Source organism: Pararhizobium polonicum (assembly GCF_001687365.1).
GTDB lineage: Bacteria > Pseudomonadota > Alphaproteobacteria > Rhizobiales > Rhizobiaceae > Pararhizobium > Pararhizobium polonicum.
Window position 1 is genome coordinate 75,807 of record NZ_CM004502.1, and the last position, 26,227, is coordinate 102,033.

Annotated in this window: 25 protein-coding genes and 2 pseudogenes; 14 read left to right on the plus strand and 13 right to left on the minus strand. The window is 57.1% G+C overall.

Annotation, left to right across the window (positions count from 1 at the left end; genetic code table 11):
- Nucleotides 1–37 precede the first annotated feature (37 nt).
- Nucleotides 38–1,978 carry an ABC transporter substrate-binding protein gene (locus ADU59_RS00330; RefSeq protein WP_068950616.1) on the minus strand — a complete coding sequence of 647 codons (1,941 nt, stop codon included), beginning with the start codon at nucleotides 1,976–1,978 and terminating at the stop codon, nucleotides 38–40.
- Between the two features lie 187 nt (nucleotides 1,979–2,165).
- Between ADU59_RS00330 and ADU59_RS00335 the strand changes: the two genes are divergently transcribed.
- A complete protein-coding gene (locus ADU59_RS00335) occupies nucleotides 2,166–2,855 on the plus strand; it encodes a GntR family transcriptional regulator (protein WP_244506329.1) in 690 nt (229 codons plus the stop codon).
- A 139-nt stretch (nucleotides 2,856–2,994) separates the two neighbouring features.
- On the opposite strand, the gene ADU59_RS00340 is transcribed toward ADU59_RS00335, so the two are convergent.
- The 5 genes from ADU59_RS00340 to ADU59_RS00360 all read right to left on the minus strand — a co-directional run bounded on the left by ADU59_RS00340 (nucleotide 2,995) and on the right by ADU59_RS00360 (nucleotide 8,262).
- Nucleotides 2,995–4,251 carry a glycerate kinase type-2 family protein gene (locus ADU59_RS00340; protein WP_068950620.1) on the minus strand — a complete coding sequence of 419 codons (1,257 nt, stop codon included), beginning with the start codon at nucleotides 4,249–4,251 and terminating at the stop codon, nucleotides 2,995–2,997.
- Between the two features lie 114 nt (nucleotides 4,252–4,365).
- Nucleotides 4,366–5,244 carry a 2-hydroxy-3-oxopropionate reductase gene (locus ADU59_RS00345; protein ID WP_068950621.1) on the minus strand — a complete coding sequence of 293 codons (879 nt, stop codon included), beginning with the start codon at nucleotides 5,242–5,244 and terminating at the stop codon, nucleotides 4,366–4,368.
- Nucleotides 5,241–6,029, minus strand: coding sequence for a hydroxypyruvate isomerase (gene hyi, locus ADU59_RS00350; RefSeq protein ID WP_068950623.1), 789 nt, complete (start codon nucleotides 6,027–6,029; stop codon nucleotides 5,241–5,243). The genes ADU59_RS00345 and hyi overlap by 4 nt, the downstream gene beginning before the upstream one ends.
- 56 nt (nucleotides 6,030–6,085) lie before the next feature.
- The gene (locus ADU59_RS00355) at nucleotides 6,086–7,297 is read right to left on the minus strand and encodes a mandelate racemase/muconate lactonizing enzyme family protein (protein ID WP_068950625.1); all 1,212 of its coding nucleotides are present in this window, start codon (nucleotides 7,295–7,297) and stop codon (nucleotides 6,086–6,088) included.
- A gap of 260 nt (nucleotides 7,298–7,557) precedes the next feature.
- A complete protein-coding gene (locus tag ADU59_RS00360) occupies nucleotides 7,558–8,262 on the minus strand; it encodes a GntR family transcriptional regulator (protein ID WP_068950626.1) in 705 nt (234 codons plus the stop codon).
- A gap of 195 nt (nucleotides 8,263–8,457) precedes the next feature.
- Here ADU59_RS00360 and ADU59_RS00365 point away from each other — a divergent pair, with 195 nt between their 5' ends.
- From ADU59_RS00365 to ADU59_RS30535, 9 genes are all read left to right on the plus strand, one after another.
- Nucleotides 8,458–9,945 (plus strand): ABC transporter substrate-binding protein, encoded by a 1,488-nt coding sequence (locus tag ADU59_RS00365; RefSeq protein WP_425331986.1) that lies wholly within the window; start codon nucleotides 8,458–8,460, stop codon nucleotides 9,943–9,945.
- A gap of 106 nt (nucleotides 9,946–10,051) precedes the next feature.
- Complete coding sequence (locus tag ADU59_RS00370) at nucleotides 10,052–10,969, plus strand: carbohydrate ABC transporter permease (protein ID WP_425331987.1); 918 nt, start codon at nucleotides 10,052–10,054, stop codon at nucleotides 10,967–10,969.
- Nucleotides 10,966–11,847, plus strand: coding sequence for a carbohydrate ABC transporter permease (locus ADU59_RS00375; protein ID WP_068950630.1), 882 nt, complete (start codon nucleotides 10,966–10,968; stop codon nucleotides 11,845–11,847). The genes ADU59_RS00370 and ADU59_RS00375 overlap by 4 nt, the downstream gene beginning before the upstream one ends.
- A 34-nt stretch (nucleotides 11,848–11,881) precedes the next feature.
- On the plus strand, nucleotides 11,882–12,979 hold the full coding sequence (locus tag ADU59_RS00380) for an ABC transporter ATP-binding protein (RefSeq protein ID WP_068950632.1): 1,098 nt from the start codon (nucleotides 11,882–11,884) through the stop codon (nucleotides 12,977–12,979).
- 91 nt (nucleotides 12,980–13,070) lie between these two features.
- Entirely contained in the window at nucleotides 13,071–13,361 is a 291-nt protein-coding gene (locus tag ADU59_RS00385) for a Dabb family protein (protein ID WP_068950805.1), read from the plus strand.
- 41 nt (nucleotides 13,362–13,402) lie between these two features.
- Nucleotides 13,403–14,386, plus strand: a complete 984-nt coding sequence (locus tag ADU59_RS00390) for a Gfo/Idh/MocA family protein (protein ID WP_068950634.1) — start codon at nucleotides 13,403–13,405, stop codon at nucleotides 14,384–14,386.
- Nucleotides 14,387–14,643: 257 nt separating this feature from the next.
- Nucleotides 14,644–16,026: an IS701 family transposase gene (locus ADU59_RS00395; RefSeq protein ID WP_068950635.1), complete on the plus strand. Its 1,383-nt coding sequence runs from the start codon at nucleotides 14,644–14,646 to the stop codon at nucleotides 16,024–16,026.
- 154 nt (nucleotides 16,027–16,180) lie between these two features.
- The gene (locus ADU59_RS29395) at nucleotides 16,181–16,480 is read left to right on the plus strand and encodes a HipA domain-containing protein (RefSeq protein WP_244506319.1); all 300 of its coding nucleotides are present in this window, start codon (nucleotides 16,181–16,183) and stop codon (nucleotides 16,478–16,480) included.
- Nucleotides 16,481–16,573: 93 nt separating this feature from the next.
- The gene (locus ADU59_RS30535) at nucleotides 16,574–16,729 is read left to right on the plus strand and encodes a hypothetical protein (protein WP_158515683.1); all 156 of its coding nucleotides are present in this window, start codon (nucleotides 16,574–16,576) and stop codon (nucleotides 16,727–16,729) included.
- A 179-nt stretch (nucleotides 16,730–16,908) separates the two neighbouring features.
- Here ADU59_RS30535 and ADU59_RS00405 read toward each other — a convergent pair.
- From ADU59_RS00405 to ADU59_RS00430, 6 genes and pseudogenes are all read right to left on the minus strand, one after another.
- A pseudogene (locus ADU59_RS00405) lies at nucleotides 16,909–17,944 on the minus strand (NAD(P)-dependent alcohol dehydrogenase).
- A 50-nt stretch (nucleotides 17,945–17,994) separates the two neighbouring features.
- Nucleotides 17,995–18,729, minus strand: coding sequence for an SDR family oxidoreductase (locus tag ADU59_RS00410; RefSeq protein WP_068950639.1), 735 nt, complete (start codon nucleotides 18,727–18,729; stop codon nucleotides 17,995–17,997).
- Between the two features lie 4 nt (nucleotides 18,730–18,733).
- Nucleotides 18,734–19,708, minus strand: coding sequence for an ABC transporter permease (locus tag ADU59_RS00415; RefSeq protein WP_068950641.1), 975 nt, complete (start codon nucleotides 19,706–19,708; stop codon nucleotides 18,734–18,736).
- A gap of 9 nt (nucleotides 19,709–19,717) precedes the next feature.
- Nucleotides 19,718–20,713 (minus strand): ABC transporter permease, encoded by a 996-nt coding sequence (locus ADU59_RS00420; RefSeq protein WP_068950642.1) that lies wholly within the window; start codon nucleotides 20,711–20,713, stop codon nucleotides 19,718–19,720.
- Between the two features lies 1 nt (nucleotide 20,714).
- Complete coding sequence (locus tag ADU59_RS00425) at nucleotides 20,715–22,214, minus strand: sugar ABC transporter ATP-binding protein (protein ID WP_068950644.1); 1,500 nt, start codon at nucleotides 22,212–22,214, stop codon at nucleotides 20,715–20,717.
- A 109-nt stretch (nucleotides 22,215–22,323) separates the two neighbouring features.
- On the minus strand, nucleotides 22,324–23,298 hold the full coding sequence (locus ADU59_RS00430; protein WP_068950646.1) for an ABC transporter substrate-binding protein: 975 nt from the start codon (nucleotides 23,296–23,298) through the stop codon (nucleotides 22,324–22,326).
- 279 nt (nucleotides 23,299–23,577) lie between these two features.
- Between ADU59_RS00430 and ADU59_RS00435 the strand changes: the two genes are divergently transcribed.
- Nucleotides 23,578–24,633: a LacI family DNA-binding transcriptional regulator gene (locus ADU59_RS00435; RefSeq protein ID WP_068950648.1), complete on the plus strand. Its 1,056-nt coding sequence runs from the start codon at nucleotides 23,578–23,580 to the stop codon at nucleotides 24,631–24,633.
- A 97-nt stretch (nucleotides 24,634–24,730) separates the two neighbouring features.
- On the opposite strand, the gene ADU59_RS29400 is transcribed toward ADU59_RS00435, so the two are convergent.
- On the minus strand, nucleotides 24,731–25,081 hold the full coding sequence (locus ADU59_RS29400) for an aldo/keto reductase (protein WP_083198061.1): 351 nt from the start codon (nucleotides 25,079–25,081) through the stop codon (nucleotides 24,731–24,733).
- Between the two features lie 141 nt (nucleotides 25,082–25,222).
- Between ADU59_RS29400 and tnpA the strand changes: the two genes are divergently transcribed.
- The 3 genes and pseudogenes from tnpA to ADU59_RS29410 all read left to right on the plus strand — a co-directional run.
- Nucleotides 25,223–25,591 carry an IS66-like element accessory protein TnpA gene (gene tnpA / locus ADU59_RS31415; protein ID WP_425331984.1) on the plus strand — a complete coding sequence of 123 codons (369 nt, stop codon included), beginning with the start codon at nucleotides 25,223–25,225 and terminating at the stop codon, nucleotides 25,589–25,591.
- Entirely contained in the window at nucleotides 25,588–26,010 is a 423-nt protein-coding gene (gene tnpB / locus ADU59_RS00450; RefSeq protein ID WP_338012922.1) for an IS66 family insertion sequence element accessory protein TnpB, read from the plus strand. Before tnpA ends, tnpB begins: the two co-directional genes overlap by 4 nt.
- 5 nt (nucleotides 26,011–26,015) lie before the next feature.
- Nucleotides 26,016–26,195, plus strand: a pseudogene (locus ADU59_RS29410) (IS66 family transposase); the annotation flags it as partial.
- Between the last annotated feature and the right edge of the window lie 32 nt (nucleotides 26,196–26,227).

Below are 26,227 nucleotides of genomic sequence, written 5' to 3' on the forward strand. Positions count from 1 at the left end.
GGGGGTGAAACGCACCCCCACCGGCACTGGGAGGATCTTAGTTGGCCGGCTTGTCGAAATACCACTGGCTCAGCGTCGGTGCCGGATGCCAGAGGTTGCCGGTGATCGGAATGCCGTTGACGACGTTCTTTAGGTTCTTCGACACCATCATGTATTTCGGCATGGGGCGCGAAATCCCGATGTTCAGGAAGTTGTCGGCGGAGAGATTCAGGAATTCCTTCATCTTCTCGCGGCGGTCGTCGTCGGTCACAGCAGCGTTGACCTTGTCGTAGGAAGCCATCAGGGCCTTGATCTGCTCTGGCGGCTCTTCGCCCGTTGCGTGGTTCGAGTACCATTCGCTCCACTTCATGGCGAAGAAGATATCGGCCTTCTGGAAGGGCATGTAGCAGCGCGGATCGGTGTAGACTTCCGAAAGGCCGCCGACGCAATTCCAGATATAGGCGTCCTGTTCGTTTGCCGACCACATGGTGTTCAGGCGGGCGCGATCGGTGGTGCGCAACTGGATGTCGATGCCGACGTCCTTGGCGTATTTCTGCACCATCTGCATGACGTCGGGATAGGAGAGGCCGAAGACGTCGGCCACCATGAAGTTGATGGTGAAGCGCTTGCCGCTGTCATCGAGACGGAAGCCTTCGGCATCCTTCTTCGGCATGATCTTGTCGAGCATCTCGTTCGAGGTTTTTGGCTCATACTCGGTGTATTGCGACGCTTCACGCTCGTTGAAAAGCTCGTGCTCGGGCTGTGTCGCCACCTGCGCCGGGGCGCCCTGGCCGACATAGACGAGATCGATGATTTCCTGACGATTGATCGCATGGCTAAGCGCGATACGAAAATCCTTGTTCTGGAAGAGCTTCCGCTTGATCTCGTCCGTCGAGTTGAGATTGAGCAGGATGACGGCGTCGTTGGCCGGCAGGTCCTTCACGTCGACGAAGCGATAGCTGCCGGTCTCCTGGCCGTCGAAGAGAACGGACTTGAAGGTAGCATTGTTGATGTGACGGAAGGCGAAATCGAATTCGCCCGAGGTCATCTTCAGCGCCATCAGCTGCGGATCGTCGAGCTTGGCCCAGGTGACGGCGTCGATATAGGGCAGCTGGTTACCGTCCGGATCGACCTTCCAGTAGTAGGGATTGCGGGTCGCGACCACGCGTTCGCTGTCGGCGTAAGGCACCGTCAGGATCCACGGGTTCATGGTCGGCAGCTCGAGGTTCTGCCAATAGGCCGGCTGGAAGGTCAGCGACACCTTCGAGTTGAACAGCGCCACCCAGTCGCCTGCGGCCGGATTGGCCTTCAGAAGCGCCGGAATGCCGTCCTTGTTGTACTTCTCATGGAACTGGCTGAGGTAATGCTTGGGATAGATGACCGGCAGGTGGCCCTGGCCATAAGCCAGCTGCTGCAGGAAGAGACCGTAGGGCGACTCGAACTTGAACTCGACCGTCAGGTCGTCGATCTTGCGGACTTTCACCGGTTTGCCGGCAACCGTGAAGGTCGGGTTCTTGGCGGGCGACAGCGCGCTGTTCATGAATACGTCTTCGTACCAGAACATGATGTCGTCAGCGGTGAAAGGCTGGCCGTCGCTCCACTTCAGGCCCTTGCGAAGCTTGAACGTATAGGTCGTCGCGTCGTCGGACGCGGTGAACTCCTCGGCCAGCGATGGCATGACCTTCTTCCACGCCGGATCCCAGCGGACGAGCAGTTCGTTGGCGATCGTGCGGGTGAGGTTATACTGGTCGCCATTGGCGAGGATCGTGGTGCGGAGCGTGCCGCCATATTTGCCGACGCCGTCGACCATCGTCTCGACGAAGGCGTGCTCCGGAAGACGCTCGGCGACGGCGGGCAGCTTGCCTGCCTTCACCTGGTCGTCGAGCATCGGTGCCTGCTTGAAATCAACCGCCCAGGCGGGAGCAACAGCCCCCCAGAGCGCGGCACCCAGAAGCCCCGTCGATACGACGAGGCCACGCAGCTTTTGCTTGTAAGCCATTATCTTCTCCTCCTGATAACCGGCCCTCTCCGCCGGCTTTCATCCCTAGAACCGGATGCCTCCACGGCGTCCTGTTGAACGAAAACTTTCAGATCGTACATTCTTTGTCAATGTAAATGTACAAAATAAAATGTTCTGCTCTTGGCAAGTGCTTGGAAAGTGCATAAAAAGCGAGGTTATGAGCACGATGACTCACATCCGACAGACGGCATCCGAAGGGGATGATCTCAACGAAGACGGCGGCGCCTCGATCTATGAGAGGCTGCGCGACGACATCATCCATGGTCGCATGAAGGCCAATGAGCGGTTGAAGGTCGCCGAGCTTGCCAGCCGCATGGGCACCTCGACAAATCCGGTTCGTGAGGCGCTGCAGCAGCTTCGCGGCGAAGGCTTCGTTATCATGACGCCCAACCGCGGCGCCCGCGTGCGCCCGATCGACGAAGAGTTCGTGCGCGACATCTGCGAAATCGAAGTGCTGATCGAGCCGGCGCTGACGCGGTGGTACGTCGGCATCGTTACCAAGGCGGAAATCGGGGAAATGGAGCGCATCCAGGCAGAGATCGAAGCGTTGAATTTCGGCGACGAGACGAAGCATTCGAATCTCGACCTGCAGTTCCACCGGCTGATGTACGACCGGCACTACAATCGCCATGCGGTCGATCTATGGGTGCGCCATCGTCAGATACTCCGAGCAATCAGCCGAGGCTTTCCGACATCACTCAGCAGGCAGGCCAACGTGCTGCAGGAACACCGCGACCTGATTACCTGCATCAAGAACCAGGATTCAGATGGCGCAGCAACGGTCATCGCGCGACATGTGGAAGGCTCGGGTCGCCACATCATCGAGCGACTACGACTGGGGAAACGGCAGGCCTAAGGATTTCGCCTGATGCGAGGCTGCTGCTTCCGGAAATCACATACTTAGATGTTTAGACGGCTTAAGTTCATCCCCGGACCGCCTGAAGCTTGAAACCATGCGATTAACTTGCCTTTCTCGATTAGTCTGAACCCTTCCCCTACTTAGCTAAGACTACCCTGAAGTCGTTGACATTGGTACCCGTTGGACCCGTCTCGAAGAGGTCGCCGATGGATGAAAAGGCAACGTAGCTGTTATTGCTGCGCAATGCCTCTCGTGCGTCAATGCCGGCGGCTCGCATCCGTTGAACAGTGCGGCCATCAGCAAACGCGCCGGCGTTACTTTCGGATCCATCGATGCCGTCGGTGTCTGCAGCTAAGATATCGACGTCATACCCATCAAGCGCTACGGCCAGAGCCAGAGCGAATTGCCCGTTTCGTCCGCCCTTTCCACGCTTGTTCCGAACCGTAACGGTGGTCTCTCCGCCTGAGATGATCGCCACCGGTTTTTTGAAAGGGCGATTGTTCAGGAAGACTTCACGGGCAATGGCGGCATGGAATAGCGCGACAGCATCGGCCTCACCTTCCAGCGAATCCGAAAGAATAGCGGCCTCCATGCCTTCGGATCGCGCTACTGCTGCCGCAGCCTCAAGCGACATGCCGGCAGACGCAATAATGTGGACTTCGTTGCGCGCGAAGATCGAACTCTCTGGTGACGGTGCATCCGCCTCAGGCGAATTCAGATGCGTGATAACAGCAGTTGGCAGTTTAAGGTCATAGCGTTGAACGAGCTCCAGCGCTTCGTGCCGTGTGGAATGATCGGGCACGGTTGGACCTGAGGAAACATGTGAGGCGTTGTCACCCGGGATATCTGATACGACAAACGTGACCACCCGAGCCTTGGTAGCGCTGGCCAACCGCCCTCCTTTGATCGTCGAAAGGTGCTTGCGAATGACATTCATGGCAGAAATCGGCGCGCCGGAGGCAAGCAGGCTTTCATTCAGGACAATCTCATCCTGCAGGGTCAATCCTATCGGAGGCGCGGGCAGAAGCGCAGAGCCACCGCCGCAAATAAGAGCAATGACAAGATCACCGCTCGACAGGTTCGAAACAGCTTTCATCAATTGGGCAGACGCATCGAGTCCGGCTGCGTCCGGCACCGGATGCGACGCTTCGACAATTTTGATATCACGGGTCGTGCACCCGTATCCGTAGCGGGTAACAACGACCCCCTCCAGGGGGCCGTCCCAGATGGTCTCGAGCGCACACGCCATTTGGGCGGCACCCTTGCCAGCTCCTACAACAATCGTCCGACCCGTCGGCTTTGCAGGCAGGTGCGTTTTCATCCCCGCCAGTGGGTCAGCAGCTTTCACCGCCGCATGAAACATGGATGCCAAAAGTTCGCGCGGCGGCTTCATAGTCTGCTTCCTCAAGCCGTGTATCGGACATCACATTGATTGCACCGATGAACAGGGTTTAGATTTCTGATACGATCGTGCGTCTCCTGGGCGCCATCTTCACCTGCTGGCAGATCAGTCGACGACGACTCCAGAATAAGCTTCCAGTGTTCGCGTCAGGCCGGAATGATCCTTTTCACCATCGCCCAGCGCAATCGCAGAATTCATCAGTTGCGCCGTTGCGGCTGTATTCGGCAAAGCAACACTGATGCGTTTGGCAGCATCGAGCGCTAATGCCAGATCCTTTCGGTGAAGGCGAATGCGGAAACCCGGCTCAAATGTCCGTTCGATCATACGTTGACCGTGCAGTTCGAGGATACGTGATCCCGCGAACCCTCCCATCAGCGCTGCGCGCACTTTGGCGGGGTCTGCGCCCGCTTGGCGTGCAAACAGCAGGGCCTCTGCCACCGCCTCGATTGTTAGCCCCACAATGATCTGATTGGCCACTTTTGCAGTTTGGCCATCTCCAACGCCACCAACATGGGTGATGGATTTGCCCATCAAATTAAACAATGGGAGAGCTCGCTCAAATGCCGCGACGCTACCGCCAACCATGATTGTCAGGCTAGCATTTTTCGCGCCGACTTCACCGCCAGAAACAGGCGCGTCGACGAATTCACAGGTTGCCTGTTCCAGTCGCGCGGCGATCTCTTTTGTGACCAAAGGCGAAATCGAACTCATATCAATCACAAGCGTCCCAGGCTTCAGCCCATTGGCCGCACCTTCTTCGCCAAACAGAACGTCTTCAACGTCCGGCGTGTCCGGAAGCATAAGGATAAGAACGTCAGCGTTTTGGGCCACCTCATAGGGTGTCTGCATGGCCTTGGCACCGGCAGTGACCAGATACTGGGAAGCGTCTTTTACCCGGTGGACAAAGAGGTCGTGGCCAGCGTTGATCAGATGCTCTGCCATCGGGCGGCCCATGACCCCCAATCCAATAAAGCCGATTTTCATCTAAGTTCTCCCTGCAGGCGGCTCATCCAGCCCAAGCCCTCTGTCGTTGTTGTCAAAGGCCTGTACTCGCAGCCGATCCAGCCATCGTAGCCAAGCCGATCGAGAGCTTCTAAAACGAAGGCGTAATTGATTTCGCCAGTGCCCGGCTCATTGCGACCCGGATTGTCGGCGATCTGCACATGACCGATGCGATGCTTGAGCCGCTCATAGGTCGCCACGACGTCTCCCTGCGTAATTTGCATATGGTAAAAGTCGTACTGGATCTTCAGATTGGGAGACCCGACCGCGTCCAGAATTCTTTCAGCATGGTCGGTTGTCGCAAGATGAAAGCGTGGCATGTCGCGTTGATTGATTGGTTCTGTGACAAGACCAATGCCCTCGTCATGTAGGCGACCGGCGGCATATTTCAGATTTTCGACCAGGGTTTCGTCAAGCGCTTCAAGTTGCGCATCTACAGGAGCTAGTCCGGCCAGGCAATTTACAACGGGGCACCTGAGGATTTTGGCGTACCGGATAGCGGTTTCCACACCCTGACGAAACTCCCCGTCCCTGCCTGGCAAGCATCCTATGCCACGTTCTCCGGCCGCCCAGTCCCCAGCTGGCAGATTGAAAAGAGCCTGCTCGACCCCAGCCTTGTTGAGAGCCTGGGCGATCTCATTGGCATCATGTTCGTAAGGAGAAACATACTCGACCGCTCCAAAGCCGTCAGCACCGGCACGTGCAATCCGTTCAATAAACGTCAGTTCTTGATAGAGAAAGGAGAGATTGGCGGCAAATTTCGGCAACTTGACTAATCCTTCACTTTAGTAACATTGAATATCTTTTGCATGCTCCGCCGCGGCTATCTTCGAGGCGGCGCGTCAAAAAAGCCCGCATCTTCTTCTTTGAGATAGGGCCTGGCGGCCTCTGCATTGATATCCACCCCAAGCCCCGGCGCTTCCAAAATATCGATCATGCTATCTGTGACGATCGGATTTGGCAGGCCTGTCACGAGATCGCTCCACCAGGTGTCAGAGGCACTTGGATATTCGAAGGCGATAAAATTAGCTGGCAGTGTGGCGCACACGTTGATCAGCGCGCCGAGACCAAGCAGGCCATTTGCCGTGCCATGTGGCGCCATAAGAATCTGATGCATGTAGGCATGCTCGGCGACCCATTTCAGCTCGGCGATACCGCCGATGTCTGCCGGATCGGGGCCGATCACCCGTACCGCTTGGGTTTCAATTAGCTCCTTGAAATTGTGCCGAAGGTAAATCTGTTCCCCGGTATGTATCGGTGTCGATGTCGCCGTTGTGAGCTCCCGGTAGGCCTGCGGATTTACCCAGGGCACGTAGTCGCCAGTCAGCATGTCTTCCAGCCATGCGATATTGTATTTCTCGACCGCTTTCGCAAAGCGGATTGCGTCGGGAAGCATCCAACCTGGCCCGCAGTCGAGCGCCAGCGAGACGCTTTCGCCCATGACTTCCTTCATTGCGGCAACGCATTCAAGCATATGGCTTATGCCGCGTGGGGATATCGCTCCTTGCGTCATCGCTCCGTGGAAACCGCTGTTGTCGCCGATCCCGTAATGGAAGCCGTCGACGCTGGTCTTCATGGTCGAGTGGAAGCCGATACCTTGCTTTATCATGAAGAACTTTTCCGGTTGCTCCATCATCCACTTGACTTGAGCAGCGAAATCTTCGGGGTTGTCGCCGGTGCGTCTTTTGCGAACTGAACCGTTATAGACACGAACGCGGTCGCGCACCTTTCCACCAAGCAGCTTGTAGGCAGGTACGCCCGCAGCCTTGCCAGCTATATCCCACAACGCGTGCTCGATCGCGCTCACCGCGGCCCCATAGGGCTTGAATGAACCTCGCTGGCGTATTTTGAGCATGCAACGTTCGACGTCAGTCGGGTCCGAGCCGAGAAGGACTTCGCGAAAATGCAAGATCCATGGCTTGAGATAGCCTTTAGTATGCTCGACTTCGCCGAGACCATAGAGCCCTTCGTCAGTCACAATGCGAACGATGGGGTGGCGCCCGATGACGGCGCAACGAAGATCGACGATTTTCATAAAGCCTCCCGATGATTTACTGGTAATGCTTGGCTTGAAGGCTGACGAATAGATGTCCTCTTCAGGTCAAGATCACTCTGCAGCAGCTGCCACTTGGCGAGCGCAGCTCCTTGAAATTTACGCAATGTGGGTGAGTTCAATCAGGTCTGATTGGACTGCTTTGTTTTCGCGTTTCGAAAACAAAGCAGTCCAGCACACACTACAGCCCTAGCTGACGGCAGCAGATGTCATGAAACCTCGCAGCATGTGCACAACATAGACTAACTCCCCAGTTTCCGTCGCCCCGTTGACGATTCACGCCGCGCCACCGACATCTGCTCGATAATGTGCTGCCCTGAGCCTTCGACGTGGCGCGCCACGATCTGCGCAGCCCCGTCTGCATCTTGAGCACGCACACACTCGATCAAGCCTCGATGTTCACGCATTACCGCAGCGCGCCGCGCCATCGACCTCGGGAATCGCTTCCCCAAGGCCCGCAAGACTTCACGGTGTTTTCGCCACAATGCTATCGCGTCAATATTATAATGGCGGCCGTAAAAAAGGTCATGGAACTCCAAGTCAAGCTGGCCATGCTGGGCCATATCACTGAAGTTTAACTCTTCGATTTCGCTCTGTTTGGCTTCCAGCGCCAGAACATCGGAGTCACTTGCAATTCCGACGAACCAACGTGTGAGTGACGCTTCGATCAGCGCCTGAATTTCAGTAATATTGTGGACGAAGTCCACATCGATCGCTCGTACACGCGCTCCTTTGTTCGTCTCCATCACGACGAAGCCTTCGCCCCGCAACTGCTGAAGCGCTTCCCTAACCGGACTCGCTGACACCCCGTATCGCTCGGAAATGTCGGCGACTTTCAGCCGAGTATTTGGACCCAAGCTGCCCGAAATGATCTCGTCGCGCAGCATTTCATAAATGGGCGTTCCAGCATCGAAGCTCGGGAAAAGTCTGGTTGGTGCGTTGCTCATGATTTGATCGTAATCCGCTTCGATCGATTTTGCCAGCCCAAATAATGATACGATACTAAAAAAATAATCGACAATCTGAGATAACTTGACATACGATATTGCTCTGTTAAACGTTAATAGCCGGATGGGAGCCGGCCCCTTAAGTCGGGTTTCTGATTGAGACCGCGACGAGCGCCCTACCCAGTGGAGGAAACCATGATCTCGAAGGCCAAACTTCGGCGCCAACCGCGCCGTATTCTCACTATGTTGACGACAGTGGCTTTAACCGCCGCGTTGTTGCCGCCTGCCACCGCTTCTGCCCAAAGCGTGGACATCTCGAAGTGGTCTCCGGAATATGTCCGGAGCATCGCAGGTACGGAAAAATTCGATACAGTCGGCGAGTGCGCCAAGCTGGTCCCGACCGACTATAAGGGGCGCCTAACGTATTGGTACGTGGGTCCCAACGATACTGCGCCGGCCATTCACCGTCGCATGGATGATGAATTCTGGGTCGCCTGGAAAAAGGCTTACCCGAACATTCAGACCGAGATTCAAAATATCGGCTATGCCGCTTTGCTCGATAAGCTACGGACGGCGACGCTCGGTAACGCCGCTCCAATGGTTGTGCGCCTGCCTATCTTGGGCGGTGTGGAATTCGAGGCAAAAGGTTATTTCGAAAAGCTGAAGCCAGAAGACGTCGGTTATTCAACCGCCGATTTTTGGCCAGAAGGCATGAAGTCTGTGACCTGGCAGGGGGAAACCTACGGAATTCCGACTGCCAACGAGACGATGGGGCTGATCTGGAACGCCGATATCTTCAAGCGCGCCGGGCTTGATGCCGAAAAACCGCCTGCAACATGGGACGACTTGGTTCGATACTCGGCGCAGATCCATGACAAGCTCGGAATCTCAGGTTACGGCATGGTGGCCAAGCAGAATTCTGGCAACACGCCTTTCCGCTTCATGCCCCAGGTTTGGGCCTATGGTGGAGGCTCTCTGGATGAGACGTCAGACAAGCCAAACTACAAGACCATTATGCTCGACAGCGCTGGCACCAAGGCTGCCCTCCAGGCGGCATATGATATGTATGTTCGCGATAAATCCGTGCCAGTATCGGCGTTGACGAACACGCAGGGCGACAATCAAAACCCCTTTATTTCAGGGCGTCTGGCAATGATGATCGCGCATCCTGAAGAATACGCCAAAATGCGGGATCTGGCGAGCAAAGCGACGGGCAAAGACAAGGAAACGGCTGATGCCGTCGTTGCAAACATGCGTTACGGCTTGTTGCCAAGTGGGCCCGCTCGCCGCGCTGTCGTATTCGGCGGCTACAACATTCATATATTGAAGGACGAATATGTGGATGGCGGCATCGACGAGAAAGCGGCAAAGGCCTTCGTCTGCTTTTCGGCCAGTCCCGAATGGACAACAAAAATCGCTTGGGTGAGTTCGAATCCGGGAAATCTGCGCGGATTTCGGTCCGAGTGGATGAAGGAGAGACTGGCGACAATCCCATTTCTCGACATCACCACCTCGATGTTGCCGAGTGGAATTCCATTCCCGGTTATTCCTGAATCCACTGAGATCATGAACAGCATCATTCCTGAAATGCTCCAAAACGTTCTCACCAAGAAGATGACCGTCGATGCCGCAGCATCCGATGCTGCTGCCAAAGTCAAGGACTTGGTTGGAGGCGGCTTGTAACAGCTGCTTCACGCCGGCGCCTGGCGCGCCGGCTTTTCTTCCCCCATTGAAAGGACCAGCCGTGAGCACATCAACGGAACAGGTTAAATTTGCTCCGGCCAAGGCAATTCCGTCGAACCGTACGAGCATTTTCCGCCGGATCATTGATCATCGCAACGACTATCTCTACGTGGCCCCGGCCTTGCTGGTGATGATGTTCGTAATCGCCTATCCGATTTACTACACGATAGAACTGAGCTTCTTCCGCACGCCGGCAAACCTTCAAATGAAGGATAAGGTTTTCGTTGGCCTCGACAATTACGTGACGATTTTGTCGAGCTCGGCCGTTCATCAGGTTACAGTCAACACGCTGATATGGACCTTTTTTTCGACGCTTTTGGCATTTGCGCTCGGGCTATGCGCCGCGCTTTCACTTCACCGCGAATTCCATGGTCGCGGCTTTCTGCGAGCTGTTCTCTTGGTTCCCTATGTGATCAGCGCCGTTTCCGCGTCGTACGTGTGGAAATGGTTGTATCACTCCGACTTCGGCGTAATTGGCGCGCTAGCCGTCGAGATTGGTCTTACGGACCATCCCATCAATTTTCTCGATAATCTTGATAGTGTTTTGCCATCACTCATCGTCGTGAATGTGTGGAAGGAATTTTCCTTCGCGATGGTGATGTTGTTAGCAGGACTTCAAACCGTACCTGAGCAGGTGTTGCGCGCCGCTCGTGTCGACGGCGCCAACAGCTGGCAGCGATTCTGGCATGTTACATTTCCCCATCTGAAGAATGTTTCGATGGTGACTGTGCTGCTTCTGATGGTGAATAACTTTAACTCGTTCATTATCCCCTGGGTCATGACGGGTGGCGGACCGATCGGCGCATCCGACATTTGGATCACCCAGATTTACGACCTTGCCTTCGTGCGGCAACGCTATGGCGTTGCCTCGGCCTATGCCGTCATTCTGTTCATAGTGATGATGACACTTGGATATTTCTACGTGCGCGCGTTAACCCGCGGCGATGATGCGAGGAGCGAATGATGACGCCTTCCCCTTTCACCCGTGCGCAAAGCCGCAAGCCGATCGACGGCTGGCGATGGGCTGGGAACTTATTTCTCGTCCTTCTCCTGGTGTTTGCGCTTTTCCCGATGGCTTGGATGGTGCTGACGTCAATAAAGACACAGTTCGCAGCACTCCAATATCCTCCGCAATGGTGGCCAACCGAACCGACATTTGAAAATTACACGAAGTTGCTTGATCCTTCAAACCCGGTGGGTCAAGAGTTCCTCCGCTACTTCTGGAACAGCTTTACCGTGTCGCTTGCAACCACCGTGCTCGGCGTGGCTGTGGCTGTTCCTGCAGCATATGCTTTCTCGCGCTTCAGCTTCCCAGGCCGAACGCTGCTTTTCTTCAGTGTCCTTTTGCGCAACATGTTCCCGGCTGTGGTCTTTCTCACCCCGCTTTTCATCCTGATGCGATGGATGGGCCTCGTAAACTCGCAAAGTTCTCTAGTCATCACATATCTGACCTTCGGCCTGCCACTTTCGATATGGCTGCTCAAAGGGTTCTTTGACAACATTCCAATCCAGCTTGAACAGGCCGCCCGTATCGATGGAGCAACACGTTTCCAGGCCTTTATCTACGTCGTGATGCCACTGTCGACCCCGGGTATCATTGCGACCTCGATCTTCTCATTTATCGGTGCCTGGAATGAATATGTCTATGCGCTCACGTTCCTGTCTCGCCAGGACAAGATGACGTTGCCAGTCGGGGTGCAAAGGTTCTTCGGTGAATTTGCAACTGACTGGCCTGGGCTGATGGCCGCAACCTTCCTCATGAGCGTTCCAGTCGTTGTACTTTTCCTGGTGCTCCAAAAGTACTTCGTACGCGCGCTTACCGAAGGTGCTGTCAAGCACTAACGCCAACAGCTTCCCAAGTTAGGATTTCTTTCCGATGGCCCAAGTAATTATCAATGAACTCATGAAGACGTATGGCACCATCAAAGCCGTTGACAACGTCTCGTTGAGCGTCAACGATGGCGAGTTCGTCGCCCTCGTCGGACCCTCAGGATGCGGCAAGACCACGACTTTGAACCTCGTTGCAGGACTGATCCCGATCAGCAGCGGTGACATCATCATTGGCGATCGCGTTGTTAACGACCTTGATCCAAAGGACCGCGACATCGCCATGGTATTCCAGAATTACGCGCTTTATCCCAACAAATCGGTTTACAAGAATCTCGCCTTTCCGCTCCAGATGCGAAAAGTGCCGAAAGAGCAAATCGACAAAAAGGTCAAGGACGCGGCACGCGTTCTGGATATCACGCATCTCTTGGAACGTCGCCCGCGAGAGCTCTCCGGTGGCCAGCAGCAACGAGTGGCATTAGGTCGAGCTCTGGTGCGCGATCCGAGGGTGTTCCTCATGGATGAGCCCCTATCCAATCTCGATGCCAAATTGCGCGTACAGATGCGTTCTGAAATCAAACGGTTCCATCAAGACCTCGGCGCGACCATCATGTATGTCACCCACGACCAATTGGAGGCGGTGACCATGGCCGACAAAATGGCGGTCATGAACGGCGGCATTCTTCAGCAGTACGATTCACCGGCCGAAGTGTTTGCCAATCCGGTCAACATGTTCGTGGCAAGTTTTATCGGAAGCCCCGCAATGAGCCTTGTGCCGTTGGAAATTGCGACGCTTGACGGCGCCCCTGCCCTTCGCAGCGCCGAAGGATGGGTGCTTCCATTGTCGGCGAAGAACGCGCAGAAAATTACGAAGGCTTCATCGCCGAAAGTGGTGCTTGGTGCTCGCCACTCTACGATTCGTTTGCACAAATCTTCGGTCCCTGGATCCGTACCGGCGCGCGTCTATACGGTGGAGCCGACCGGCGACGTTACTTTTATCCAAGCATTTGTAGCCGGCGCTATTGTCAACATAAGCGTTCCACCCGACATCTCCGTCGCGCCCGACGAGTCCATGTGGGTCGAATTCGATCAGGAGCGGATGCACCTCTTCGATGCGGAGACGGAAATTGCGTTGCGCGCGTCGTGAGCGCTGAGAGCTGTTTCATTTTCAGCACGACGTCTTGAATGCCACTTGGATCGCCAATCGATTGAAAGGCCAGGAGAAAAAGGAGATCACAATGATCAGACATACGGTCGCTTTTACGCTCAAGCACCCGCCCGGATCGGTTGAGGAACGCGAGTTTCTTGAAGCCGCACTTGCCCTCGCCGAAATCAGCACCGTCAGGAAGTTCGAACAACTTCGCCAGACCAGCCCGAAGAACAAGTTCGCTTTCGGTTTCTCGATGGAGTTCGAGGATCAGGCCGCTTTTGACGTCTATAACGACCATCCAATCCATCAAGCCTTCGTGCGTGAGCGATGGCAGGGGGAGGTCTCCACCTTTATGGAGACGGACTACGTGCCACTTTGAGAGGCCTTGGACACCATCAGCAATAATTGAGGAAAACTTAAATGGAAAAGACGCTTCGTTGGGGAATTCTCGCCACAGGAGGGATTGCCGGGTTGTTTACGCGGGATCTCATTTCATCGCAGTTGTCCGTTGCAGCCGTCGGCTCGAGATCCCTGGACAAGGCGACTGCTTTTGCTGAACGCTTCAATATCCCGAAGGCGCACGGCAGTTACGAAGAGCTTGTCAAGGATCCGGATGTCGACATTATTTATGTCGCAACGCCCCATCCCTACCATGTCGAGGCGGCCCTTCTTGCGCTTGACGCTGGAAAGCATATTCTCGTGGAAAAGCCTTTCACACTCAATGCGGATGAGGCGAAGCGAATTGTCGACCGGGCGTCGGAGAAAAACCTCGTGGTTCTCGAGGCCATGTGGACACGCTTCTTGCCGCATATGAAGCGGATCCATGAGATCATCGATGCTGGAACGCTCGGCGAGCTGCGTTCGGTATGCGCGGAACATCGTCAATTCCTGCCGACCGATCCAGCGCATCGGATCAACGCGCCTGAACTTGGCGGCGGAGCACTTCTTGACCTCGGAATATATCCGATCTCATTCGCGTTTGACATATTGGGGGCTCCGACATCGATTACGGCGAAGGCTCGGTTCAAGGAGACCGGTGCCGATGCCGAGGTCGCCACAGTCATGCAGCACAAGGGAGGAGCGATTTCAACGACCGTGTCCTCGCTTGACTGCGCGGGGCCCAATGTTGCCGTCATCTATGGATCGAAGGCGCGCATCGAGATTGCAGCGACATGGTACATTCCGACCACGTTCAAGGTCATCGATTACCAGGCCAATATCGTCGAGGAATTTTCAGAGACAGTTCCCAGCCGCGGAATGCAGTTTCAAGCGATAGAAATGGAAAGCCTTGTTAGAACGGGTACAGCATCAAAACGAATGGCGCCTGCTGACAGCATCGCTATCATGGAGACTCTTGACGTCATCAGAGAGCAAATCGGGCTGATTTATCCAAGCGAACGTTAAATCTTTTGCGCATTCAGTTAGTCGCTTCGGTAAGGACGCGATGACCGGGGAGCTGAAGGGGACGCGTCTCGGCTGAGTTTTGTATGCCACTATGACATGCCGCTTCCAAGTATCTGTTTGACATAAGCCTGGGCTCTTAGCTCGACTTTGAGCAAAAACGGTGACCTTTTTTCGGTTCTGCTGATCGACCGGGGGTGAATCCATTCGCCGCAGGCTCGGGTCTTGCGCCATTCGTTTGATCGGATTCGAACGAATGGATGAGCGAACAACATGATCCTAACCGTGAGCGGGGAGACGGGGTCCCGCAAATTCTTCTCCAATGGCTGTCGCCATTTCGTTTCTTATTTACCGCGCCGAGTTGGCAGCATCTTCTGGTCCTGGTGATGGGTGCGATCCTTTCGCCGGGCAAACGAACTGTGACAGCATGCTTGCGGATCACCGGTCGAGCAGAGGTGACCAATTTTGCCGCCTATCATCAATTCCTCAACCGCGCCCGCTGGAACCCCCGGCTATTGTCGGCCCGTCTGCTCTCCATCATCGTTGAAAGGTTCGTGCCCGAGGGGCCCGTCGTGATCGGGATGGATGATACAATTGAACGACGTTGGGGCCAACGAATTGCCGCCCGGGGAATTTATCGTGACCCGGTGCGCTCAAGCCATGGGCACTTCGTCAAGGCCAGCGGCTTGCGCTGGTTGAGCTTCATGGTTCTTTCCCCTGTCCCATGGGCCAAATGCATCAAAGCCCTGCCGGTGTTGACGATCCTGTGCCCCTCTGAGCGCCATGATCAGAAGAAGGGCCGCAGACACAAACTGCTGACGGATTGGGCAAGGCAAGGCGTCTTGCAGCTTTGCCGCTGGCTGCCGGACCGCGAAATCGTCTTTGTCGGCGATAGCAGCTTTACCGTTCATACGCTGGCCGCAGCGCTTCCCGACACGGCCACTCTCATCACGCGGCTGCGCCTGGATGCCAGTCTCTTTGCTCCACCGGATCAACGCCACGAACATACGCTCGGGCGACCGGCGCAAAAAGGCAGGCCATTGCCGAAACTGAAAACGCTCCTCAAAGACGCAAAGACCGAGTGGCAACGCATCGTCGCATCCTCCTGGTACGGCAAGCAAACCGACAAAACCCTTGATGTCACCTCAGGAACCGGCCTTTGGTATCGCCGTGGAACGCCGCCGCGACCCATTCGCTGGGTTCTCGTCAAAGACCCGTCAGGCCGTCGGGAACCCCAAGCGTTCATGAGCACCAACGTCAATCTTGGACCCGCTCAGATCATCGCCTACTTCGTTCGGCGCTGGCAAATCGAAGTCACCTTTGCCGAAACGCGTGCGCATCTTGGCGTGGAAACCCAACGGCAGTGGAACGACAAAGCCATCATGCGCACGACACCGTCGCTGCTGGCGCTCTACAGTCTTGTGACACTCTGGGCCTGCGATCTGCTTGGCCGAGGCGCTCTTCCCTATGCTGCAGCATGGTACAAGAAAACTGAGTTCACCTTCTCCGATGCCATCGGCGCCGTTCGCATGGTCCTATGGGACCAGGACATTTATCGACAGTGCCCGCCAGACCCGGACATTCCTGAAATCCAGCCAAGCCGCATCAAGCGCATGACACAGGCGCTTTGCTTCGCCGCATAATGCTCAAAGTCGAGCTTAGAGTCGGACTCGAAAAGCTCTCAGTAATCGCAATACCTTGGGAGTTGCAGAGTTTCGCCGACAAGGTGGAAGCCGGGGTGCCGGTCCCCGAAGGCTTGGACCGTGTCATCCTTCATGGCAGTTCGATCGGCGGTGCGTGGCCAAGGCCCTTATCAATGACCACCAGGCGGGAAAACCGAGGAAGCTGATCGCGAAATTCTCGGCCACGAATGACACCTTCGCGATGGTCAAGGCGGAATTTGCAACCGTGCGCCTGGCAGCATGTGCTGGTATGACCGTGGCGCCGGTAGAAATAGATCGGGTCTTGGATCGCGATGTCCTTCTCGTCGAACGTCATGGCAGCCGGCCCGGTATCATGATCATGAGGATACGCTGGCCGAACGCACTCTTCGCGAACTCAAGTGGCCAATTCAGAAAAAGGGCGGCAGATGGATAGACGCCGACTCAGGTCGTACTTGAGCAGGGTGCATTCAGCGACCTTGGCCAGGAAAATCTCATTGCTGCGGCATCCGGCCGGATTCATGCAGCGATGGATTTCGGCCAGTTCCATTTCGACGATATGGAGGAAGGACACCTCAATATGCTGGCTGGGTTAATCACAATTATCATTTTTCAACGTGACTGCGACGGCTCGGCGCTGCGCGTGGTCGACGACACCGTTGCCATCAGTGTCGGTGAGCTCTGAACATTTCTGAAGCAACCTGCGTTCGATGACGCTGCGAGTAGAGCGACGACGTCAACAACCTGCTTGCATCTAGCGTCCTTTCAATCTAACCGCACGCTTGGAGCACTCACACATTCGCTCGCCATATCTGACGTAGCGGCTTGCCATCAGCGCTTCGCCTCAGCGAGTGGTCATGGCACTTACCCTTCGAACGTGATCTGCAGCTTGACGTCAGTCGGGCGCCCCTCCACGGCCCTTGATTGCATCTTCAAATTTGAAAGTTTCGGAAATCAGGGGCTTCAGATCGACACGGCCGGAGCCGAGAAGGGCGATGGAGCGATCATATTGATGGGCATAGCGGAATACGGTCTCGATACGCAGTTCTTTGTTCGTGGCGGTCGAGACGTCGAACCCGACTGGGTTGACGGGGAGACCGACGGCGACAATGACGCCACCCGGGCGTGCCAGTTCCATGAGCGTTTCCCACGCCTTGGGCGAACCGGAGCATTCGAAGATTACGTCCGCACCCCAGCCGTCCGTCAGCCGAGACACTTCTTTAGTAAGATCCTGCTCGCGAATATTCACCGGAACCACCCCCTGATACTGCGCGGCAATATCGAGTTTTGGCTGGGCGAGGTCCGCGACGATCGCGCGCGCGCAACCGCCAGCAAGCGCAGCGATCGCCACCATGGTGCCGATCGGCCCGGCGCCGAGCACGACGGCCGTGTCTCCCGGCGCAATCTTTGCCTTGGCGGCCGCCTGCATCCCGACAGCAAAGGGTTCGACCATCGCGCCTTCGGCAAAGCTGACATTGTCGGGCAGTTTGAAGGTATAGTTGGCCGGATGCACGACCTCGGGCGTCAGCACCCCATGGATCGGCGGAGTCGCCCAGAAGGTGACGGCTGGATCGATGTTGTAAAGGCCAAGCCGGCTTGCCCTGGAATTGGGATCCGGAATGCCGGGCTCCATGCAGACGCGGTCGCCGACTTTGAGATGCGTTACGCCTTCTCCCACCTCGATGACCGTGCCAGCCGCTTCGTGACCGAGCACCATTGGCTCATTGACCACGAAGGGTCCGATCTTGCCGTGGGTGTAGTAGTGGACATCGGATCCGCAGACGCCAACAGTGTGGATCGTGATCTTCACCTGACCCGGGCCGGTGTCTGTCGGCAGGTCGATGTCACGGAGGGTCAATTCATGCTGGCGTTCGAGAACCAGTGCGCGTTGCAGTGCCATATTCATTAGTCCATTGTTGCAAGTCGCCTTGGGCGACTGGATGTTCAGCCCTAGTTGATTGCAAAGCCGGAATCGACCGGCATGGAGATACCGTTCACCATCGCGGCCCTTTCGGACAGGAGGAAGAGCACCACTTCGGCCACTTCATCTGTCTCTATGAACCGTCCGAGCGGCATGCGCGCCATCATAGGTGCGGCCTTTTCAGGATCGCTCCATGCCTTTCGCGCCATGTCGGTCAGTGTGATGGTCGGGTTGACGCAATTTACGCGGATGCCCTTGCGGCCAAGTTCATTGGCCATCACCCGGCTCATGGCATCGAGCGCGCCCTTCGAGGCGCAGTAGGCGGCATGGTCGGCAAAGCCGGTCGTGGCCGATGCGCTCGAAACGTTGACGATCGAGCCTGCGGCATTCATGCCGATGCGGGAGCGGGCGTATTCCTGCGAGACGATCATGGGAGCGCGCGTATTAACAGCCATCAGGTGATCGAAATCTTCGGCGCTGACATCAACGAAGGAATCGAGCGTCGTCGTTCCGGCACAGTTGACGAGGTAATCGACCGGCATGGCGGCGATCGCTGCCTCTCTCGTGGCTGCGGCGTCCGACAGATCGACGGCGATGGAGCGGCTGCCAATCTCGGCCTCCAGCGATTTCAGATCGGCTTCGGAGCGGCTGAGGGCCACCACTTTCGCGCCGCGGCTGGCGAGCATGATCGCAACCGCCCGGCCAATACCCTTGCCAGCCCCCGTCACCAGCACCGATTTTCCGGAAAAATCCTGCGAAGTCATGATTTCAGTCCACTTTTCTATTGCTGTCGAGCTTGGCCTGAAGGATGACGACCACCAGCAGGAAGCCGCCGCGAATGACCGACTGCCAGTAGGCTGACAGGGAAATCCATCCGAGACCGTTTTCGAAATTGAGAATGTTGAAGGCTAGCGCCAGCAGCAACGCGCCAGCGAGCGTCGCACCGACCGAACCAGCACCACCTGTCAGCAGGGTGCCTCCAACGACTACGGATGCGATGGCGAACAGCTCCCAGCCGACACCTTCGGTCGGCTGTCCGGCCCCGAATTGCGAGGCGAGAATGACGCCGGCAAGCCCCGCAAGCGCGCCGGAGGCCAGATAGACGATGGTCAGGGTTCGGTCGACCTTCAGGCCTAAAAGCCCCGCTGTCGCTTCACCGTCGCCGATCGCCAGGATGTGACGGCCCGAGGGAAGCCTCTCCAGCACCAGCCAGCCAGCGATATAGGCACCGTTCGCGATCCAGGCAGGAATCGGCAACCCAAGGAAATCGTCCTGACCGATAACCGTGAAGCCGGTATCGTAAGAGACCGAAACAGACTGGTTGTCTGCGAGCAAAAGCGCCGTGCCGTAAGAGGCCAGCATCATGGCGAGCGTGGCGATAAAGGGCTGAATGCGCATCTTCGTCACGACGAGGCCGTTGATCAGGCCGGCAACGACGCCAGCGCCGATGCCGCCCGCAAGCCCGGCCCACCAAGAGTGGGTGGACAGCATCGCCGCCACAACGCTGGAGCACGCAGCAACGCCGCCGACCGAGAGATCGATGCCGCCTGTGATGATCACGAAAGCCATCCCGAGTGCGATCAGCGTGAACATCGAATTGTAGCGCAGGAAGCTCAATATGTTGAACGGCGACAGGAAGTTGTCGTAGCGCAGCGCACCGAAGAGGATCAGAGCAGCAAGAGCGAGAAGAACACCCATGCGGGCGAGATCGCCGGAGGATTTGGGTTTTATCAAAGTCAGCATGTCGGCTCCTCAGACCTTGTCGGCGCGTTGCTGGATAAAGACGGCGAGGATGATCAGGCCGGCCTTGACGATGAGGGCCGCGGCATCCGGGACACCATTGGCCAGCAGCGTGTAACGCACCAGCTGGATGACGAGCGCACCGATCAGCGTGCCGACGATGTTGGCGCGCCCGCCGCTGAGTAGCGATCCACCGACTGCGACGGCCGCGATAGCGTCTAGTTCCATGCCAAGCCCGACAACATTGGCATCACTGGCCGAGTTCCGGGCGATGACGACTAGGCCGGCTAGGCCGGCCAGTGCACCGCTGATCATGTAAACGAAAATCTTGATGCGCTTGACCGGGATACCAGTCAGGCGCGCGGCTCTTTCGTTGCCGCCAACAGCCAGAATCTGGGTGCCGAGCACTGTGTAGCGGATCAAAGCGTAGGCAAGGGCCGCAATGATGAGCATCAGCACGACTTGTGCCGGGATGCCGAAGAGATTTCCCATCGCGATGAACTGGAAGGACGGGGTCTTGAACACCTGCAGATTGCCGTTGGTCATCACCTGTGCGATGCCGCGGCCAGCGATGAACAGGACGAGCGTCGCCACGATCGGCTGGATGGAAAACCGCGTCACGAGCAGGCCGTTGAAAGCGCCGAGCAAGGCCGCTACGGCAACAGGAATGACGAAAGCGAGGGCCACAGCAAGTGCTGTATTTTCGATGGGAAACAGCTTTCCCATGAAGGTCATTGGCGCGAGTGCGCCTGAAATCGCCATGAGAGAACCGACCGAGAGGTCTATGCCCCCAGTCGAAATCACGAGAGTCATTCCGGTCGCAACGATGACGATGGTGGCTACCTGCGTCAGGTTGACGTTGAAGGTCTGCCAGGACAGGAAATGTGGTGTCACGGCAATGTTGAAGAGGATGAGAGCGACGAAGGCCACAAACGTGCCGTAGCGGCTGATCAGCACCAGCGGCGATATACGGCTGCCCTGTTTAAGAGTTGTGTCGAGTAAGGTCATGTCAATTCACCTGATGGGCCATGGCAGCGAGCAGGTTCGCCTCCGACAGATCCTGCCGCGGCAGATCCGCCACCGAGACACCGTCGCTGAGCACGGTGACACGGTCGGCAGCCGCCAGCAGTTCTTCGAGTTCCGAAGAGATCATCAAAACGCTGAGGCCATCGTCGGCGAGGTTGCGCAGCAGTTTGAGAATTTCTGTCTTCGCGCCGATATCGATGCCGCGTGTTGGCTCATCGATAATCAGCACGCGCGGATCTGTGCAGAGCCAGCGGGCAAGCAAGACTTTCTGCTGGTTGCCGCCGGACAGTTCCTTGATCGCCTGGTCCGGCGAGGCGCATTTGATGCCAAGCGTCTTGATGAAGCGGACGACGATCTCGTCCTGGCGCCTCCGGTCGACAATTCCGTTCTTCCTGAGCTTCGGCAACAGCGCGAGCGTCATGTTGTCGCGAATGCTCATATCCGGCACGATGCCATCGACCTTGCGGTCTTCCGAGACAAGGCCGATGCCGTCGGCAATCGCAGCTGATGGCTCGAGATAGTGTCTCGCCTGCCCGCCGAAGCTGATATTTCCACGCTCCAGCTTGTCGACACCGAACAGGATGCGAGCCGTTTCGCTGCGGCCGGAACCCAGCAAGCCCGCCAGCCCGGTGATTTCGCCTTCGCGCAACGACAGGCTCACATCGCGGACGCGAACGCCGGCGCCGACATTGTCCAGTTGCAGCCGAACCGGCCTTTCGCCAGTCGCCTGCAAATCCCGGCCGAGCGCCTCGAAGGCGGCAAGTTCGCGCCCGAGCATGTTCCGCACCAGATCCATCTTCGACAGGCCGGCGAGCGGCCCCGCAGCGACTGTTCTGCCGTCGCGCATGACCGTTACGCGCTCACACAGCGCATAAAGCTCGTCAAGCCGGTGTCCTATGAACAGCACCGCCAGACCATTTTTCTGAAGCGTGCGAATGGTGTCGAACAACACCGCCACTTCGCGCTCATCGAGTGAGGAGGTCGGCTCGTCCATGATCAGCAGCTTGGCGTCCTGCGTTACGGCGCGAGCGATCGCCACCATCTGGCGGGTGGCAGCGCTGAAGCGCGATACCGGCATATCGACATCGATATCGAGCTTGAACTGTCGAATCACCTTGCGGGCTCCATCCCGCATCACCTTGCGATCCAGGAAGCCCAGTTTGCGTGGTTCGCGGCACAGATAGATGTTTTCGGCGACCGAGCGCTGCGGTGCCAAATTGATTTCCTGGTAGATGGTCGCGATCCCGCCCTGTTGGCTTTCGGCTGGCGACGAAAATGACACGTCATTGCCGTCGAAGCGGATCGCGCCGCCGTCGCGCTGATAGGCGCCAGTGAGGATTTTGATGAGGGTCGACTTGCCGGCACCGTTCTGACCGACCAGCGCCATGATCTCACCTTCGCGAATCTCCAGCGAGACGCCCTGAAGGGCGGCTATACCGCCGAAGGATTTGGTAATATCCTGCATTGAGAGCAATAGGCTCATCGATCCCTCCGTCCAAAGAGTGAAGATCCGGCCGGAAGGGAGGAACCTTCCGGCCGGTGGCTAGAGCGAGGAGCAGGATCAAAGATCCTGACACCTCTCCTGGGAGGGCTTAATATGCTCCGGCCGATTCTTCCTTGGCATTGCTGCCGTCATAGAACTTGTCGACGTTCTTGACCCACGGCTCGATGTGCTCGCCCTTGGCATACCGCGCCATGGTCTCAAATGCCTTCGGTCCAAAGCGGGGATTGCATTCCACGACAGCTGCGATGGTGCCATCAACGACAGCCTGCACCGCTTCCTTACCGCCATCGATCGACAGGACGAGAATGTCTTTGCCGGGAACCTTGCCGGCTGCCTCGATTGCGGAAATGGCGCCAATCGCCATTTCATCATTGTGCGCATAGATCACGTCCGCATCAGGATGGGCCTGCAGCAGGGATTCGGCAACCTGACGACCTTTGTCACGCGCGAAATCCCCGGTCTGCGATGCGACGATCTCGAACCCACCGGCCGCGTTGATCGTTTCGTCGAAGCCCTTCTTGCGATCGTTGGCCGGCGACGAACCGGTCGTGCCTTCCAGCTCAATGACCTTCGACTTGCCATTGGCATTCTTCGCCAGCCATTCGGCGACACGCTTACCTTCGTCGACAAAATCGGAGCCGATGAAGGTCACATAATCTTTTCCGGCCTTCGCCAGCTTCTGATCGACATTTCGATCCAGCAAGATCACCGGAATACCGGCTTTCTTGGCGGCCATGACGGCCGGAATCAGCGGCTTTTCTTCACGCGGCGCAAGGAAGATGACGTCGACACCCTGGGCGATCATCGAGTTGACGTCGGCCACCTGCTTGGCGGCGGAACCGGCGGCATCTGTATAGACCAGCTGGTATCCGAGCTTGGCGGCTTCTGCCTTCATGCTCTCGGTCTGGGCAATGCGCCAGGGATTGTTGGACTCCGTTTGCGCAAAGCCAACTTTATAGGTTTCCTTCTTTGCGAGCGGTGGCGCGGCGAAGGCAAGCGTGCTGATGAGGGCAAGCGCAGTAGCGGATGCCGACGTGATCAAAATAGTGCGACGGGTAATCATGGGTGCGTCCTCCTCCAAGAAAGCAGCGCGGGCTCGCGCCTCGGCGTACTGCCGAGCCCCACTCTTGAATAATTACTAATTGAAAGTCAACTATTAGTAATTTGAATTTCTAATAAATTTGTGTTTTGGTTCGCCCACACTGTCGACGGCAACGTCGGGCACTCATGACGCCGCCGTTTCACCCGGATGGAAAAATTGACACCCACTGACTCACGAAACCGTCTTCCCGCTGATAGAACAAAGCGACGCAAAGGCAGCCGCAACGATAGCCGCGTCACGATGACGGACGTCGCCGTGGAAGCCGGGGTTTCGCAAACGACGGTCTCGTTCGTCCTGGGACAGACCGCCGGCAGCAAACTGCCGGAAGCGACCCGCGAACGGGTCATCAAGGCGGCGCGCAAGCTCGGTTACAACCTGCCGACCCCATCCGTCGCTCCCCTTCCTCTCTCCCCCGCGGTATCCGGCACCATCGGCATCATGGTCGACCAGCTTTCGACCACTCATGACGCGGTCGTTGCGATCGAAGGCGCCCGTCTTGCCTCGCGCGATTCGGGCAACATCCTGTTGGTCGCCCAGATGCCCGGTGATGCCGAGACGGAACAACGCACCATCGAGGCTTTGCTGAAAGCGGAGATTTCGGCGCTCATCTACATGGCCATCTTTACCCGAGAACTCGTCGCCCCGGCCTATTTGTACGACCTCAAAATCCCCGTGATCCTCCTGAACTGCCATACGTCGGATCACCACTTTCCGGCCGTCGTTCCGAGCGAGATCGCCGGCGGCCAGAACGCGACAGCCCACCTCATCACACACGGACACCGGCGCATCGCAACGATCACCGGCGAACCATGGCAGGAAGCGACGCAGGATCGGCTCAACGGCTACCGGAGGGCGCTTGCGACAGCAGACATTCCCTTCGATCCCGAGCTTGTCGTTGAAGGCGACTGGTCGACGAGCACGGGCTACGACGCGACGAAAGCGCTTTTGCAGCTCAAGGACCGGCCGACAGCGATTTTCTGCCAAAACGATCGCATGGCAATCGGCTGCTATGAGGCACTGAAGGAATTTGGACTTTCGATCCCGCGCGACATGTCGGTGATTGGATATGACGATGAAGAGGTGGCAAGCCATCTTCACCCGCCGTTGACAACATCGGTGTTGCCACACCGGGCAATGGGGGAATGGGCGATCGAGCGGCTCGGCTTGCCGTTTACGCCCCAGCGCAACCGTTATCCCATTACCAAGGTCGAGTGCCCGCTCGTCGTCAGACAGTCGGTATCCTCTCCGCGGCACGTACCTTCCCACCTTTCTCTCGCAAGCCAGCCGACGCGCTAGCGTGCCAGCTTTATGCCAGATGTCATTGATCGAGGTCGCTCAGTCTGTCGGGAAAGTTTATAGCGTTACACTCAGTTGACTTCCGCCGGTTACGAATTCATTCCTGTCCAACGAGAGCGTGTGGAACATAGTGCAATGCAAGTTCGGCAATCTCTTCGGCTGCCAGAGCAAAATCGAGGCCGCCTATCAAATCTTCTAACTGCTCGGTACTGCTGGCTCCGATGATTGGTGCAGCGACATCGGGCTTCTGCCTCACCCAAGCGAGCGCCACTTGAGCCATCGAGCGTCCATGCCGCGCCGCAAGTTGTTCCACGGTATCGATAACTTTGCGATCAACATCTGCTGTATTGTCGTAAAGCACCGCTCCAAACGCATCGTCTGATGTACGGCTGGTCTTCGTACCGAAGGGCCACGCCAACCTTCCCCGCGCAATGGGAGACCACGGAATAGCCCCACACCCTGATCACCGCACAGTGGGACCATTTCGCGTTCCTCCTCCCTATAGATCAGATTGATAGTATCCCTCCGCCCAAGGCCGTCTGTCGTGACCTGCTGATTGGCTTTAAGTCCATGACTTATGTCATTGAGGTTGCCGGCCGACGATCTTGGTCGCCGACGGGATTGGTCGGATGAAGAGAAGGTTCGGATCGTCGAGAAGAGTCTGCAAGGCTTTCGAAAGGGCTCGGTGACGGCGCGGCGTTATGGATTGTCGCGGTCATTGTTGACCCGTTGGCGTCGGGAATACCGAAGCGGGCTTTTGAACGTTTCCGCGTCAACGGGCTTCGTACCGCTTTCGATTTCGCCGCCGGCGGCCTCTTCCGAGATGACCTTACCGCAGCGGTCTGAAGACGACAAGACGATCGAGATCGGCCTGCCGAACGGTCGTCGCCTGACGATCCCGGCTTCGCTTGATCCGAGCATCCTTGCCGGCCTGTTGCCGGTCCTGGATGCGTCATGATCGCCTTTCCGGCCGGAGTGAAGGTGTGGATCGCGGGTGGCGTGACGGACATGCGATGCGGCATGAACAGCCTGGCGCTGAAGGTGCAGGAAGGCCTTGGCCGCGATCCTCATGGCGGTGAGGTCTTCTGCTTCCGCGGCCGCAAGGGTGACCTGATCAAAGTGCTCTGGCATGACGGCGTCGGCATGTCGCTTTACCTGAAGCGGCTTGAAGCCGGGAAGTTCATCTGGCCGGTCAGTCAAAATGGCTCCGCCGTGCCCGTATCGTCGGCGCAGTTGGGCTACCTTCCGGTGGCGCAATCCCCGCTGGACGCAACGACCTGCAACGGCAGGATAGTCGCCATAATTCCACTGGTTTTGTTGGTCTTTCTGTGGTTCCATGGTAACTTTCGGCAATGGATGATGTTGCGTCGGAGATAGCCTGACTGCGCGCCGCGCTTGCGGCATCGGAAGCGCGTGCCGCGTCTGCCGAGGCTGATCTCGCACCGATGCGCGCCGTCGTGACGACGTCGGAGGCGATGATTCGGCAGCTCAAGCTCGAGATCGCCAAGATGCGTTGCGAGCAATATGGCCAGAATTCGGAACGGCGTGCCCGGCCGATCGACCCAGGCTCGACTTAACCTTTCTCAGATCTTAA

Coding starts and splice junctions, on each gene's coding strand:
- ADU59_RS00330 (WP_068950616.1), bottom strand. CDS start 1,978: ATGGCTTACAAGCAAAAGCTGCGTGGCCTCGTCGTATCGACGGGGCTT.
- ADU59_RS00335 (WP_244506329.1), top strand. CDS start 2,166: ATGACTCACATCCGACAGACGGCATCCGAAGGGGATGATCTCAACGAA.
- ADU59_RS00340 (WP_068950620.1), bottom strand. CDS start 4,251: ATGAAGCCGCCGCGCGAACTTTTGGCATCCATGTTTCATGCGGCGGTG.
- ADU59_RS00345 (WP_068950621.1), bottom strand. CDS start 5,244: ATGAAAATCGGCTTTATTGGATTGGGGGTCATGGGCCGCCCGATGGCA.
- ADU59_RS00355 (WP_068950625.1), bottom strand. CDS start 7,297: ATGAAAATCGTCGATCTTCGTTGCGCCGTCATCGGGCGCCACCCCATC.
- ADU59_RS00360 (WP_068950626.1), bottom strand. CDS start 8,262: ATGAGCAACGCACCAACCAGACTTTTCCCGAGCTTCGATGCTGGAACG.
- ADU59_RS00365 (WP_425331986.1), top strand. CDS start 8,458: ATGATCTCGAAGGCCAAACTTCGGCGCCAACCGCGCCGTATTCTCACT.
- ADU59_RS00375 (WP_068950630.1), top strand. CDS start 10,966: ATGATGACGCCTTCCCCTTTCACCCGTGCGCAAAGCCGCAAGCCGATC.
- ADU59_RS00380 (WP_068950632.1), top strand. CDS start 11,882: ATGGCCCAAGTAATTATCAATGAACTCATGAAGACGTATGGCACCATC.
- ADU59_RS00385 (WP_068950805.1), top strand. CDS start 13,071: ATGATCAGACATACGGTCGCTTTTACGCTCAAGCACCCGCCCGGATCG.
- ADU59_RS00390 (WP_068950634.1), top strand. CDS start 13,403: ATGGAAAAGACGCTTCGTTGGGGAATTCTCGCCACAGGAGGGATTGCC.
- ADU59_RS00395 (WP_068950635.1), top strand. CDS start 14,644: ATGAGCGAACAACATGATCCTAACCGTGAGCGGGGAGACGGGGTCCCG.
- ADU59_RS30535 (WP_158515683.1), top strand. CDS start 16,574: ATGGATTTCGGCCAGTTCCATTTCGACGATATGGAGGAAGGACACCTC.
- ADU59_RS00410 (WP_068950639.1), bottom strand. CDS start 18,729: ATGACTTCGCAGGATTTTTCCGGAAAATCGGTGCTGGTGACGGGGGCT.
- ADU59_RS00415 (WP_068950641.1), bottom strand. CDS start 19,708: ATGCTGACTTTGATAAAACCCAAATCCTCCGGCGATCTCGCCCGCATG.
- ADU59_RS00420 (WP_068950642.1), bottom strand. CDS start 20,713: ATGACCTTACTCGACACAACTCTTAAACAGGGCAGCCGTATATCGCCG.
- ADU59_RS00425 (WP_068950644.1), bottom strand. CDS start 22,214: ATGAGCCTATTGCTCTCAATGCAGGATATTACCAAATCCTTCGGCGGT.
- ADU59_RS00430 (WP_068950646.1), bottom strand. CDS start 23,298: ATGATTACCCGTCGCACTATTTTGATCACGTCGGCATCCGCTACTGCG.
- ADU59_RS00435 (WP_068950648.1), top strand. CDS start 23,578: ATGACGGACGTCGCCGTGGAAGCCGGGGTTTCGCAAACGACGGTCTCG.
- tnpB (WP_338012922.1), top strand. CDS start 25,588: ATGATCGCCTTTCCGGCCGGAGTGAAGGTGTGGATCGCGGGTGGCGTG.